Below are 13,122 nucleotides of genomic sequence, written 5' to 3'. Positions count from 1 at the left end.
CGGCGGAAGTTCTAGCGGAAACAAAGAAAGAGCAGAAGGGTCCCGAAGCTGCCCCGATGAAGTTGTATTGTCAGCCGAGGAGCAGAAGTTAGGCGGCATACAAATAGGCAGCGTCAGTCGGCGGGCGTTAGGGCAAGGCTTGAAAGTGAACGGCGTACTGGATGTGCCGCCCGACCAGCTCGCCTCGGTAAGCGCCCCGCTCGGCGGCTTCGTCGACCGAACTGCCTTACTCCAGGGCACGCGCGTCCGCAAAGGCGAAGTGCTAGCCACCATTCGCAACCCCGACTTCGCGCAGCTCCAGCAGGATTACCTCGAAACTCGCAGCCAACTCACGTATGCCAAAGCCGAGTACGAGCGCCAAGCCGAACTATACCGCCAAGAAGTAGCCCCGCAAAAAAACTTCCAACGGGCCCAAGCCGAATACCAAGGATTGCAAGCCAAAGCAGCCGCTCAAGCGGCCCGGCTCCGCGCCTCTGGCTTGCCCGTTGGTGGTACCATCGTCACGACGGCGGCGTTGCGCGCCCCGTGAGCGGCTTCGTGAAAACGGTTAACGTAACTGTGGGGCAGAGCGTGACCCCCACCGATGTGCTATTTGAAATTGTAGACCCGGAGCACTTGCACGTCGAGCTAACCGTGTTCGAGAAAGACGTGCCCCAAGTGCACAAAGATCAGCTCGTACGCTTCAGCCTCAGCAACGACCGTCCGGGTACCGAGCGCACTGCCCGTGTTTACCTCATCAGTCGGGCCATTAGCACCGAGCGCACCGTGCGCGTCCATGCTCACCTCGACCAGGAAGATCATGCTCTGTTGCCAGGCACGTTTGTCCGCGCCGTCATCGAAACCAACCGGGCCACCGTACCTGCGGTGCCTGAAAAGGCAGTAGTACAGTTTGAAGGGCGACACTACGTGTATACTGCCAAATCACAAGCAGGTCACTACCGCATGGTGGAAGTACAGCCCGGCTTGAGCGAAGACGGTTACACCGCCGTTCAACTCCCTACCGCCGTTGCAGCCGATTCCGCGCGCTTAGTTGTAGAGGGAGCGTATTCTTTACTCGCTAAAATGAAAAACGCTGAGGAAGAGGAGTAGCGTTGCTACTCTGGAGTTACTGACAGCACACTCGTGCCAAAGCTAAATACGCAACAAAGGCGGGCTGCATTGCTGCGGTCCGCCTTTGTTATGTTACTGCAACACAGTGTTTGTCCAGTTAAGCCGCCTAGCTATAAAACTAGTATCGTGTAGGTTAGCTGAACCGAGGCTTTATTTCTTGGTGGCTTTCATTATCCAGTTTGCCACGGCTGCTACAGTCACGGTGCTTGCGGCCGCTACGGCTGCTACTACTTTGTGCCCGTCAGGGGTGGTAGGCGAATTCACGAGGTCTTGGAACCGCTTGAGCGGGTTATTTTCACCGGACTGCTCGGTTGTAGATTCCACCGACTGTTGCGCATTGGTGGTTTGCACGTCGTCGTTCTGCTGCGAGTTATCCTGCTGGGTTGAAGAGTCGTTCATGGGAGTAGAGGGTTGGGATTGTAAGGTTAGTCGGCCTGCATCTCTCACTACGCGTGAGGCCAGTAGCAGCAAACCGCCGCCTAGTATTGCCACTACTACATACTTCACGTCAGTACCAATGGTGATGTGTACCAACAAACGCGGGGCAAGTCCCTAGGGTTGTTGATAATCAAGTCAGTAAAGGAATTTATGTCTTAAGCTGAAGCATAAATTGAACGCATAATCTAGGGTTATGTGCTTCGTTTCTACTTCAGAAACAGGAGCTTAAGGTTGATAACTGTAGCTCAGCTTTGCGGCGATAGGTAACAATAGACGACCAACTAAGTAAAACAAGGGACTTTCGAAAAGCACCTCCTCAGTGGTTCTGGGTAAGATTTGTTTAGGTCTTTTTTAGCGTAGGTGGTAGGTTGGTAGAGTATGGTATTACCCGTTATTTTTCGTCTTACGCCGGACAAAAGGATATTTGGCTTGGATGCTTTGCGCGCCTCCGCAATCCTGATGGTGATGATGCAACACAGTTCCATGTGGGTATCTCCGCGCTTCACCTTCTTCCATGAGTTCGTGCGGCATTACGACGGCGTGACCATCTTCTTTGTGCTGTCCGGCTTTCTAATCGGTAGTATTCTGATTCGGACCCTGGAAACCAGTGGCGCAAGGCCAAGCAAGCTGTGGGACTTTTGGCTAAGGCGCTGGATTCGGACGGTACCACCCTACGTGTTGGCGCTGCTCCTTGTCATGCCCCTGGAATTACGCCACAGTGACTTTACTGCCAGCACGTATGAGCCCTATTTTGTTTTCCTGCAAAACTTCAACTGGACGCATCCACCGGCATTCATAGAGGCGTGGTCGTTGGCTGTGGAGGAATGGTTCTACCTGTTGTCGGCCCCATGTCTTTCCTGCTTACTAGCCTGCTCAAACCCCGCTATGGGGTACTGCTGGCGGCTGGTTTATTTCTAGTTGGCTCTACGGCCTACCGCTACCATTACTTCCAAGGCTACCAGCCCACCACGTGGCAAGACTGGGACGCTCATTTCCGCAAAATCGTGTTGCTGCGCCTCGATTCGCTTATGTACGGCGTGCTAGCTGCTTGGATAGCCTACTATTATCGAGATGCCTGGCTGCGAGCGAAGTGGCCGCTTTTTGTGGTTGGCTTCGTGGCGCTCAGTCTGGTTGCCAACCCCGTTACCCTAACCGACTTAACCCTTTTCACCTGCGTATTCTCCTTTTCCTGCGCTTCGCTCGGCGTTGCCTGTATGCTACCACTACTCAGCGATTGGAAGCAAGCTCATGGCCTAGTGCCCAGTGCTCTAACGCACATTAGCTTAATTTCCTATAGCCTCTATTTGCTGCACGGCACGGTGGTAAACCTCAATATCGCCTTGCCACTCGCTACTACGCTACCACTGCCACAAGCAATAAGGCCACTGATAGGGCTCGCGCTGCTATGGCTAATATCGATGCCACTAGCCACGTTGATGTACAAGTATTTCGAGGTACCTGTAATGGCTTTGCGAAGCCGGCTACAATAGCTGTTTGCTCTGCTTTCAATTATTCTATAATACCATTAACTGCCTTTAAGGCAATTAAGTAGGTGCTTTAATAAGCTCTGATGCGGCATCGACCAGAAGCCCATCCGTTGTTGGCAGCTAATGAATTTTGTGTCGCGTATCAACAACAAAAAACCCCGACTCTGTTCAGAGACGGGGTCTTTGTGGTAATGGTTGGAATCGAACCAACGACACCAGCATTTTCAGTGCTGTGCTCTACCAACTGAGCTACATTACCAGCTCTTGGTATCCCGAAGCCCTTTTGGCCGTTGGGGAGCACAAAAGTAGTAAACCAAAATGAACCCGCAACACTTATCATAAAAAAATCTTTCCGGCGGAAAAGCCGTAAATTGTTATGCATAACGACTATATTTCCACCTGAATTCCAACCCAATTTCCCCTCCCGTGCATTTCTCCATTCAAAACTTCCTCTTCCTGCTAGTCGCAATAGCGGGCTTCGGCCTGTTTGCGTGGCAGGCCCGGAAAATCCGCGCCAACATTTCGGTAGGGCGCGACCGGGACATGAGCGGCAATGTAAGTGAGCGGCTCAACAAAACGCTGCTGGTTGCTTTTGGTCAGTCCAAAATGTTCAAGCGCCTCACACCAGCCTTCTTACACCTGATTGTGTACGTAGGTTTTCTGGTAATCAACGTCGAGGTGATTGAAATCATGGTAGACGGCATCTTTGGCACCCACCGCTTCTTGCAGTTCCTAGGCCCCGTCTATGATGTGCTCATGGCCACCAACGAGATACTAGGCGCGCTAGTCATTGTTGCGGTGGTTGCCTTTTGGTGGCGCCGTAACCGCAAGCCGCCCGTGCGCCGCTTTCAGGGCCCCGAGCTACGCGCTTGGCCTAAGCTCGATGCCAACATCATTCTCTACGTAGAGGTAATTCTGATGGCGGCTTTGTTTACCATGAACACCGCCGACCTGAAGTTACACCAACTGCGCGGCACTGAGATGCCAGGTACTTTCCCAATTAGCGGCTTGCTGGTTGGGTTGTTTCCGAGTAGTGAAGCAGCGCTGCATGTGCTAGAGCGCGTGGGTTGGTGGGCGCACATCATCGGTATTTTGTGCTTCCTCAACTACTTGCCTAGCTCCAAGCACTTCCACATTATCATGGCTTTCCCGAACGTGTATTACTCGCGGCTCGTGCCGCAGGGGCAGTTTTCGAACGTGGAAAGCATCACCCACGAAGTGAAAGCCATGATGGACCCAAGCTACGAGGTGCCAGCTCCAGCCACGGCCCCCGATGGCTCGGCCCTCGCGCCCACGCCCTTCGGTGCCAAGGACGTAAATGACCTAGCCTGGACCAACTTACTAAACGCCTACTCTTGCACCGAGTGTGGCCGATGCACCTCGGTTTGCCCGGCCAACATCACGGGCAAGTTGCTCTCCCCGCGCAAAATCATCATGGACACGCGCGACCGGATGGAAGAGAAGTACAACTCGCCATTGATCTTTAGCCCTAACCTCTACGGCCAAGAAGCTAAGCACGAATCGCAGGAAGTGCTCGACAAAGAGAACCACACACTGCTACGCGGCTACGTAACGCCCGAAGAGCTTTGGGCTTGCACTACCTGCAACGCCTGCGTGGAAGCGTGTCCTGTGAACATCAACCCGCTGGAAAGCATCGTGGAGATGCGCCGCTTCCTGGTGCTGGAAGAGTCGGCGGCGCCTAACTCGCTGAACGTAATGTTCAGCAACATCGAGAACAACGGTGCTCCTTGGGCTTTCTCGCCTTCCGACCGTTTCAACTGGGCTGATGACCTCTACGTGGCGGAAAAGGAAGTCGTAACGGCCTAATTCTGAACGCCGTGCTGATACCGCCAAAGCAGTTGCTAGCACAGCAGTCCGCATCCTAACGATTACTTATTACTGACTATAATGGCTGAGCTAACTGCCAAACGACAAATAAATGTGCCTCTCATGGCCGACCTCGCCGCCCAAGGCGAAACGCCCGAAATATTGTTTTGGGTGGGCTGTGCCGGAGCGTTCGACGACCGATACAAGCGTGTGACGCGCGCCTTTGTGCGTATTCTGGAGCACGTCGGGGTGAAATACGCCGTGCTGGGCATGGAAGAATCTTGCACAGGTGACCCCGCCAAACGGGCCGGCAACGAGTTCCTGTTTCAGATGCAGGCCATGCAGAACATCACTACACTCAATGGCTACGGCATCAAGAAGGTGGTAACGGCCTGTCCGCATTGCTTCAATACCATCAAAAACGAGTATCCGGCGCTTGGCGGCGAATACGAAGTGATTCACCACAGCACTTTCTTGCAGCAACTCATCAATGAGGGCCGCGTGAAAGTGGAAGGAGGCGAGTCGTACAAAGGTCGCCGCATTACGTTCCACGATTCCTGCTACCTAGGCCGCTCCAACAACATCTACGAGGCGCCCCGTGCGGTACTCGAAGCCTTGGATGCCGATTTAGTGGAAATGAAGCGTAGCAAAGCCAACGGCCTCTGCTGCGGCGCTGGTGGCGCCCAAATGTGGAAAGAGCCAGAACCTGGCAAAAAGGACGTCAATATTGAGCGCACCGAGGAAGCATTGGCAACCCTCGACGGTAATGCAGCGGCCCTTGACAACCTCTACGGTGTGGAAAGCGGCAACGCTGGCGCTACGCCCGCGCCCAAAGCCAACGGCCAAGGCAGCATCATTGCAGTGGGTTGCCCCTTCTGCATGACCATGATGAGCGACGGTGTGAAAAACAAAGAGCGCGAAAACAACGTCCAAGTATTCGACCTAGCCGAGCTAGTGGCTTCCGCCGAGGGCTTAAATGCGTAGGTAATTTAGCTCATGCTTCGACAGCCAATGCCGGTTAACGATTGACTGTTCAGCACTACGCGACGCTACTTTCCGATAGATTAAAATCAAGCAACCCCGCTGGAACTTACCGGCGGGGTTGTTCTTTTATAGAAAATAAATCAGTAAAGTTTGTCGTTTACTATGAACGTCAGACCACCTGACATCGACCTTCTCCCATGTACGTTCCTTTCAGCCTTTTACCCGATTCGGCCCGCATCTGGATCTACCAAGCCGACCGGCCTCTGACAACGGCCGAGGTGGCAGCAGTGCAGCCTGCGCTACACCGCTTCGCCGACGAATGGACCAGCCACGGCCGCAACTTGCAGGCTTCAGCCGAGATTTTCCATCAACAGTTTCTCATCATCGGGCTCGATGAAGCCGTGGCCGACGCTAGTGGTTGCTCCATCGACGCCTCCGTCCGGTTTGTGCGCGGTGTGGAAGATGCCCTCGGCGTGTCGTTGCTGGAAAAATCGCGAATGGCTTTTTTGGTGAATGGGCAAGTGCAGTTGCTCGACCGGCGAGAGTTAAAGGCTGCCGTAGCGGATGGCCGCTTGGTGTCGAGCACGCCATACTTTGACGCTACTGTGGCGAGCAAGGCGGAATTGCAGACATCTTTCCCGGCAGCGGCCAACCAAACGTGGCTTTTTCGGTACTTTAACTAAGCCAGGGAAAAAGTTTGCTTTACGACTATTATCCCTTTTAAACGTAGTATTATTAGGCTTACGAAGCCTCTGGTTATCATGGCTCGTTTTCACCTCCATCCTTCATCCCCAATGAGGAAATTTCTACTAGTTTGCGCTACCGCCGGCTCCGCCGTTCTGCTGAGTGGTTGCGCAACTACCGACAGCCTGAGCAAGGCCGATAAGCGCTTTGCCCGCGGCGAGTACGAAACCGCAATACAGCTCTACAAGGCGGATGTAGCACGTGGCAAAAACGCACCGCTCAGCAACTACCGGATCGGGGAGGCCTATCGTCTTTCCAACCGCGTCGAGCAAGCCGAGAGTTTCTATAAAGCGGCCATTGATGGGAAGGTGAAGGCTCCTGATGTTGTGTTTTATTATGGGCAGGCCCTGAAAGCCAATGGGAAGTTCGATGAAGCAGTGGCGCAGTTTGATGCCTATGGACAGAATAGTTCCGGTCGGAAACTGGCCCCACTTGCCGAAATAGAATCAAGGAACGCCAAGATGGCAAACACCATCGTGGCCATGCAAACCAACAACGAGGTAATGGCGCTCGACCAGGTAAACACGCCTGCGGCTGAGTTTGGCTCCACCCTCATTCCCGACACCAAAGAACTGGTCTTCGCCTCTGGTCGGGAAGGCAAGAAGTACCTCGGCAACGGCGAGAACTTCAACGACCTGTACGCTGTCAAGTTCGACGATGCCGATAAAATGACCGGCGGCACGGTGCGTAAGCTGGATCCAATCTTCAACACCGAAAACAAGCACGAAGCCAGCGCCACCTACACCCCGACGGTAAGGTGATGGTGTTTGCACGTTCTAATGACGGCTCGAAGAAAGGGTTACTTAGCGTAGACCTGTGGATTTCGTACTTCAAAAACGGCGTTTGGTCGGAGCCAGTGCTCGCCAACATCAACGACCGCACCACCGACGACTTTGCCCCAGCTTTCGCGCCCGACGGCCAAACGCTGTACTTCACGTCTAGCCGCCGCGGTGGCTTGGGGGGCAACGATATCTACAAAGCAACGCTCGGACCGAACGGCCGCTTTTCACCCGCCGAAAACCTTGGCGACCAAATAAATACGCCCGGCAACGACAACTTCCCGGCCGTAGCTCCCGACAACACGCTGTACTTCTCCTCGGATGGACAGCCCGGCCTCGGCAAGCTCGATATCTTCATGGTCGACAAAGGCAAAGTTGTTAACCTAGGGGCGCCGGTGAATAGCTCCGGCGACGATTTTGCTCCTTATTTCACGGGCAAGGACATCGGCGTGTTCTCGTCGAACCGGGCCGGTGGCAAAGGCTCTGACGATCTGTACATGTTCCGCAAGAAGCCGCTCAAGCTCGTTACGTTCATTGTGGACGGTACACTGGTAGAGCGCAACGATAAAACTGGCGAGACCTTGCCCGTAAGCAGCGAAGCCGTGACGCTATTCGGTAAGAACGGCCAGAAGCTGCAAGAAGTAACCACCGACCCCAACGGCAAATTCACGATGAAGCTCGATTCGGCAGCGGCTAGTTATTCGTTGATTGCTGATCGGCCAGGTTATTTCGCAGCGCGTAATTCGGTCAGCACCATTGGCCGCAAGCCAGCACAAGATCAGCTAAGGGACCCAATAAATGAAATTGCCGTGCCCGTAACGCTAACGTTGACCAAGATCGTGAAGAACAAGGCCATTGTCGTCGATAACATCTTCTACGACTACGATAAAGCCGACATCCGGCCGGATGCCGCCGTTGAGCTCGATAAGCTAGTATCAACACTGAATGACAACCCCAAAATCACCATCGAGCTAAGCTCCCATACTGACTCACGCGGTAAGGACGCCTACAACCAGACTCTTTCGCAGAAGCGGGCACAGTCGGCCGTAGACTACATTATCTCCAAGGGCATCGACAAGAGTCGCATCACGGCCAAGGGCTACGGCGAAACGCAGCCTGTGCTTAAGAATGCCAAAACTGAAGAGGACTTTCAGCGCAACCGTCGTACAGAGTTTAAGGTGACCAAGATTGCCGATTAGATAACGACGAGCACATTCTAAAAAGCCCCCGCATCCACCAGATGCGGGGGCTTTTGTTTGCATTAGGAGCACACTTTCTGCGCGTTCGATATTGCCCGGAAACAGCAGCAGGAAGCTAGTAAAAGCCGATTTTAGGAAGTGGCACAATCCTTGAATTTACGGTAAGTGCGAGGGCAAATGGACTGCTTTCGTGCAACGTACTACTGCCATGAAAAAGGCGTTACTTTTTTGCCTTAGCCTAGTTCTGCTAGCTGCGGCGCAACTTCAAGCCGCTCCGGCCAATGTGAATTTCACCTCCGAGCGCGGCGTCCCTTTCAACCTGCGCTTTGATGGCCGTGCCCTGACCCAGGGTGGTGCCCGCCAAGTGCACATCAACCGGATTGCGCCTGGCGTGCATTGGGCTGAATTTGCTATTCCGGTCGGCTATGGCCGCTCGATAAACTACCGCACCCGCGTCTTCCTTGACCCCGGCTTGGAAACCAGTTACGTGCTGCTAACCCGTCCAGGCTTTGCCCCTGAGCTGCGCAAAGTGGCGGCAGTGCCTATGCGCGGCGGCTATGGCCCGGGCTACGGAGGCTACCCCGGCAACGGGCCTCGTGGCAACCAAGGCGGTTACCAAAACCAGAACGATGAATACGATCAAGACGACTACGACAACCGGCCCCTGTAAACCCTGGCAACGGCGGATATAACAACGGGAACTACAATAATGGCGGCAATGGCAACGGTAGCTACCCCAACGGCAACAACGGCGGCGGTTATGGGGCAGCAGCGCGAGCTACAACCGTACGATGAGCCCGCAAGATGTTGATGGCTTGGTGAATGCCTTGCACCGGCAGTCGTTCGACAAAGACCGGATGCCGATAGCTCAACAGGCCCTCAGCGAAAGTTCTATCCGGGCCGAGGACCTAGCTCGGCTGATGAAGGAGCTAAGCTTCGAAGACTCTAAACTGGAGCTAGCCAAATACGGGTCAAGCCGCGTGACGGACCGCCAGAACCTGTACCGTCTCAACGATGCCTTTACGTTCTCGGGCTCGGCGAGCAAGCTGCAAGAATACTTAACTCAGCAACAGCAGCGGTATTAATCTTGTGAGCCAACCGCAATAAAAAAGGCTTCCGTGCGAACGGAAGCCTTTTTTGTGTGTTAAGGAGATGGTGGAACAGCCTCTTACCGCAAACGGTCCATGCTGCGTACTAGTTGTTCGTCGCGGCGGATGAAGCGGTTGGCTAGCAGGTTCAGCATCAAAGCCAAAGTAGGAAGGTAGAAGCCTGCCTGGTAAGTGCCGAGCATCTTGATATTCAGCATTTGCTCGCCTAGGTTCGAGAAATAAAATCCCGCGCCTATCGTGCACAGAATAAGCAGCAGATTCAGCATGCCTAGCTTGAGTTGCAGGAAGCGGTTGCGGAATTGGAAAATTTCGAATAACGCCACTGCTGCGGAAACCACTGCAAACACGGCAATAAGCCATACGTTTGCGGGTGGAGCCAAGCCTGCGCCCGGTTTGTTGTAAGCGAAGCTGGTAGCCGTTAGTACCAACTCTTGCCCAGTATTGGGGTCGGCTTTGTGCCAGAGAGGAAGAAAAAGTACGGCAATCATGCAGAGCGCCAACAGCAGCAGGAATACGCTTTGGATTCTTTGTATCATCTTTGTGTTTTGACTGTTTAAGCCACCCTGTGCGGGTAGGCCGGCAAAAGTAGCCAACAACGACTGGAATAACTGCATTCAAATAGACAATGCCCACTGCTTATATAGTTGACGCCGTCCGTACCCCGATCGGCAAATTTGGGGGTGCGCTGAGCAGCGTCCGCCCCGATGATTTGGCCGCGCACGTTCTGCGCGAGTTGCTGCGCCGCAATCCAAGTGTGGATAAAGCGGCCATTGAAGACGTAATAATGGGCGCCGCCAACCAGGCCGGCGAAGACAACCGCAACGTAGCCCGCATGGCTGCATTGCTCGCTGGTTTGCCCGTCACGGTACCCGGCGTAACGGTAAACCGCCTATGCGCTTCCGGCCTACAAAGCATCATGGATGCCTCGCGCGCTATCATGGCGGGAGAAGGCGACGTGTACCTAGCTGGCGGCTCCGAAAGCATGACCCGGGCGCCCTTCGTGATGGCGAAGTCGGAAACGGCTTTCGGGCGGGAGCTAACGGCCCACGATACCACGCTAGGCTGGCGCTTTACTAACCCCAAGCTGAGCAAGATGCACCACCCCTATGCTATGGGGGAAACCGCCGAAAACGTAGCGCGCAAGTACGGCATCACGCGCCTACAGCAAGACGAGTTTGCCTTCGAGTCGCAGCGCCGTTACCACCGGGCAGCCGAGAAGGGCCGTTTCCGCAAGGAAATAGTGCCGGTATTCGTAGCTATTCCAAAAGGTGATGCCGCTTTGTTTGACACCGACGAGCCACCGCGCTTGAGTACCCTAGAAAAGCTTGGCTCGTTGAAGCCAGCTTTCCAGCCCGTTGATGGGACCGTAACGGCTGGTAACTCGGCTGGTATCAACGACGGTGCCGCCGCCGTAATGGTAGTTAGCGAGGAAGCTGTGAAGCGCTACAACCTGAAGCCGATGGCACGAGTGGTAGCCTCAGCTGTGGCAGGTGTCGATCCGGCTTATATGGGCCTCGGGCCAGTGCCCGCGACGCGCAAGGTGTTGCAGCGAGCCGGCCTGTCGTTGAGCGACATTGGGTTGATTGAGTTGAACGAGGCATTTGCGGCGCAAAGCATTGCTTGCATCCGCGACTTGGAACTGAACCCTGATATTGTAAACGTGAACGGGGGTGCTATTGCCATTGGTCACCCACTCGGGACGAGCGGTTCCCGCCTCACGGCCACCCTGCTACACGAAATGCAGCGTCGCCAAGATGTGCGCTACGGCCTCGTGACGATGTGCGTAGGAGTAGGCCAAGGTGCCGCCGCTATTTACGAGAAGATATAACCTAGAAGTCCTCCGAAGCAGTAAGCAATCTGTTCTCACCCGAACAGAAAGCTTGCCGTTTCGGAGGGCTTTTAGATTATAGGCCAGTCGCCCGAACTATGATCGACCCACTCCTTGCTCCTACTTTAGAGTTGCCGCAAGTGCAGGCGCGGTTGCGGCCGTGGTCTTTTGCCGATGCGCCAGCCTTAGTAGAGTATGCTAACGATCAGCGCGTTGCGCAAAATTTGCGCGATACGTTTCCGTACCCGTACACCAAGCAAGACGCTGAATTTTACCTCTGCCTGATGGCAGATCAGCAACGCGACTTGCACTTAGCTATTGAAGCAGACGGGAAAGCGGTAGGGAGTGTAGGAGTGCACTTCAAGACGGATGTGCGCCGCCGGTCTGCCGAAGTGGGGTATTGGTTGGGACAGCCGTATTGGGGCCGCGGAATTGCCACGGCCGGAGTGCAGGTGGTATCAGACTACGTGTTTGCGCACTTCGATGTATGCCGCCTCTATGCGGTGGTTTTCGAGACCAATCCGGCTTCGGCACGGGTGTTGGAAAAAGCAGGATACGAGTTGGAAGCCGTCATGCGCAAAAGTGTGGTGAAGAACAGTCAAACCTTGAATTCTCTGCTGTACGCTAAGATCAAGGAGGAGTGAAGGACTGAAAGTTCGAAGTCTGCACTTAGGAGGCCAGCAACCGAATAGGCAAAGCCCCACCTCTTTATTTCCATTCCTTTATGCGCTACTTTCTTCATCTCGCCTACGACGGTACCCGCTACCACGGCTGGCAGGTGCAACCCAACACCCTTACGGTGCAGCAGGAATTGGACCGGTGCCTGTCGCAGGTGCTGCGGCAGCCAGTGTACTCGCTCGGTAGTGGCCGCACCGATACGGGCGTACATGCCAGCCACCAAGTAGCGCACTTCGAGGCCGACTTGCCGGATACCCTAGACCTGGATACGGCGCTCTACCGCATCAACCGGGCGCTGCCACCTGATATTGCCGCTTACGCCGTACACCCCGTGCCCGACCAAGCGCATGCCCGCTTCTCGGCCGACGCGCGCACCTACGAGTACTACGTGCGCCTTGTGCCCGACCCATTCAGCGTCGGGCGGGCACTCTACCTCGACCGGGCTCCGGATGTAACGGCTATGAACGAAGCTGCTGCGTTTCTGCTTGGCTCGCGTGACTTCACGGCTTTCTCGAAAGTGAAGGGCGGCGAAAACCATTATGTGTGCGTGGTGTATGAAGCGGGCTGGCACGTGATGCCGGGTGGCTTGGTGTTTCGGATTCGGGCCAACCGGTTTGTGCGGGGTATGGTGCGGCTGGTGGTCGGTACACTCCTGACCGTGGGCCGCGGCAAAATCTCGCCCGCGCAGTTCAAGCAAATCCTGCACGCGCAAAGCCGAGTAGACGCCAGCGGGGCCGCTCCAGCACAGGGGCTCTACCTAAGCCGCGTAGAATACATGCCCGATGTGGTGCCCGCAGAACTTGTGCCACCCGGTTTGCCGTACTTTGTGGGAAGCTAAGAGCATCCTGCGCAAAGACACCAGTGTACTTGACGAAGTTGCCAACCAAACGGCCGTGCTTCAGTAAGTGCAGTATAACGGTTTAATACACAAGGTCTGCA

Annotated in this window: 16 protein-coding genes and 1 tRNA gene; 14 read left to right on the top strand and 3 right to left on the bottom strand. The window is 54.8% G+C overall.

Annotated elements, in window-relative coordinates; genetic code table 11:
- The first annotated feature begins 67 nt into the window (after positions 1 to 67).
- Together MUN86_RS31345 and MUN86_RS31340 are read left to right on the top strand one after the other, a co-directional pair.
- A complete protein-coding gene (locus MUN86_RS31345) occupies positions 68 to 529 on the top strand; it encodes an efflux RND transporter periplasmic adaptor subunit (RefSeq protein ID WP_280640560.1) in 462 nt (153 codons plus the stop codon).
- Positions 530 to 537: 8 nt separating this feature from the next.
- Positions 538 to 1,089, top strand: coding sequence for an efflux RND transporter periplasmic adaptor subunit (locus MUN86_RS31340; protein ID WP_280640559.1), 552 nt, complete (start codon positions 538 to 540; stop codon positions 1,087 to 1,089).
- A 171-nt stretch (positions 1,090 to 1,260) separates the two neighbouring features.
- Here the strand turns inward: MUN86_RS31340 and MUN86_RS21890 are convergent, their stop codons facing one another.
- On the bottom strand, positions 1,261 to 1,509 hold the full coding sequence (locus MUN86_RS21890; RefSeq protein ID WP_245120093.1) for a hypothetical protein: 249 nt from the start codon (positions 1,507 to 1,509) through the stop codon (positions 1,261 to 1,263).
- 417 nt (positions 1,510 to 1,926) lie between these two features.
- On the opposite strand from MUN86_RS21890, the gene MUN86_RS21885 reads away from it, so the two are divergent.
- Both MUN86_RS21885 and MUN86_RS21880 read left to right on the top strand, forming a co-directional pair.
- A complete protein-coding gene (locus tag MUN86_RS21885; RefSeq protein ID WP_245120092.1) occupies positions 1,927 to 2,466 on the top strand; it encodes an acyltransferase family protein in 540 nt (179 codons plus the stop codon).
- Positions 2,397 to 3,038 carry an acyltransferase family protein gene (locus tag MUN86_RS21880; protein ID WP_245120091.1) on the top strand — a complete coding sequence of 214 codons (642 nt, stop codon included), beginning with the start codon at positions 2,397 to 2,399 and terminating at the stop codon, positions 3,036 to 3,038. The genes MUN86_RS21885 and MUN86_RS21880 overlap by 70 nt, the downstream gene beginning before the upstream one ends.
- Positions 3,039 to 3,221: 183 nt before the next feature.
- Here MUN86_RS21880 and MUN86_RS21875 read toward each other — a convergent pair.
- Positions 3,222 to 3,294: transfer RNA gene (locus tag MUN86_RS21875), tRNA-Phe, on the bottom strand.
- 167 nt (positions 3,295 to 3,461) lie between these two features.
- On the opposite strand from MUN86_RS21875, the gene MUN86_RS21870 reads away from it, so the two are divergent.
- From MUN86_RS21870 to MUN86_RS21840, 7 genes are all read left to right on the top strand, one after another.
- Positions 3,462 to 4,862 carry a 4Fe-4S dicluster domain-containing protein gene (locus MUN86_RS21870; protein WP_245120090.1) on the top strand — a complete coding sequence of 467 codons (1,401 nt, stop codon included), beginning with the start codon at positions 3,462 to 3,464 and terminating at the stop codon, positions 4,860 to 4,862.
- 123 nt (positions 4,863 to 4,985) lie between these two features.
- On the top strand, positions 4,986 to 5,846 hold the full coding sequence (locus MUN86_RS21865; RefSeq protein WP_245125815.1) for a (Fe-S)-binding protein: 861 nt from the start codon (positions 4,986 to 4,988) through the stop codon (positions 5,844 to 5,846).
- A gap of 197 nt (positions 5,847 to 6,043) precedes the next feature.
- On the top strand, positions 6,044 to 6,529 hold the full coding sequence (locus tag MUN86_RS21860) for a hypothetical protein (RefSeq protein ID WP_245120089.1): 486 nt from the start codon (positions 6,044 to 6,046) through the stop codon (positions 6,527 to 6,529).
- Between the two features lie 111 nt (positions 6,530 to 6,640).
- Positions 6,641 to 7,351 (top strand): tetratricopeptide repeat protein, encoded by a 711-nt coding sequence (locus MUN86_RS21855; protein WP_245120088.1) that lies wholly within the window; start codon positions 6,641 to 6,643, stop codon positions 7,349 to 7,351.
- Positions 7,351 to 8,568, top strand: coding sequence for an OmpA family protein (locus tag MUN86_RS21850; protein WP_245120087.1), 1,218 nt, complete (start codon positions 7,351 to 7,353; stop codon positions 8,566 to 8,568). The genes MUN86_RS21855 and MUN86_RS21850 overlap by 1 nt, the downstream gene beginning before the upstream one ends.
- A gap of 208 nt (positions 8,569 to 8,776) precedes the next feature.
- Entirely contained in the window at positions 8,777 to 9,238 is a 462-nt protein-coding gene (locus MUN86_RS21845; protein ID WP_245120086.1) for a hypothetical protein, read from the top strand.
- A gap of 121 nt (positions 9,239 to 9,359) precedes the next feature.
- Positions 9,360 to 9,653 carry a proline and serine-rich protein 1 family protein gene (locus MUN86_RS21840; protein ID WP_245120085.1) on the top strand — a complete coding sequence of 98 codons (294 nt, stop codon included), beginning with the start codon at positions 9,360 to 9,362 and terminating at the stop codon, positions 9,651 to 9,653.
- Between the two features lie 83 nt (positions 9,654 to 9,736).
- Here MUN86_RS21840 and MUN86_RS21835 read toward each other — a convergent pair whose 3' ends face one another.
- A complete protein-coding gene (locus MUN86_RS21835; RefSeq protein WP_245120084.1) occupies positions 9,737 to 10,213 on the bottom strand; it encodes a DUF4293 domain-containing protein in 477 nt (158 codons plus the stop codon).
- Between the two features lie 89 nt (positions 10,214 to 10,302).
- On the opposite strand from MUN86_RS21835, the gene MUN86_RS21830 reads away from it, so the two are divergent.
- From MUN86_RS21830 to truA, 3 genes are all read left to right on the top strand, one after another.
- Positions 10,303 to 11,505, top strand: coding sequence for a thiolase family protein (locus MUN86_RS21830; protein ID WP_245120083.1), 1,203 nt, complete (start codon positions 10,303 to 10,305; stop codon positions 11,503 to 11,505).
- Positions 11,506 to 11,603: 98 nt separating this feature from the next.
- On the top strand, positions 11,604 to 12,149 hold the full coding sequence (locus tag MUN86_RS21825) for a GNAT family N-acetyltransferase (protein ID WP_245120082.1): 546 nt from the start codon (positions 11,604 to 11,606) through the stop codon (positions 12,147 to 12,149).
- 80 nt (positions 12,150 to 12,229) lie between these two features.
- Positions 12,230 to 13,021, top strand: coding sequence for a tRNA pseudouridine(38-40) synthase TruA (gene truA / locus MUN86_RS21820; protein ID WP_245120081.1), 792 nt, complete (start codon positions 12,230 to 12,232; stop codon positions 13,019 to 13,021).
- Positions 13,022 to 13,122: the final 101 nt, after the last annotated feature.

Source organism: Hymenobacter volaticus, from assembly GCF_022921055.1.
GTDB lineage: Bacteria > Bacteroidota > Bacteroidia > Cytophagales > Hymenobacteraceae > Hymenobacter > Hymenobacter volaticus.
Note: the sequence above shows the minus strand (reverse complement) of the source record. Positions and strands in the feature narration are given on the sequence as shown.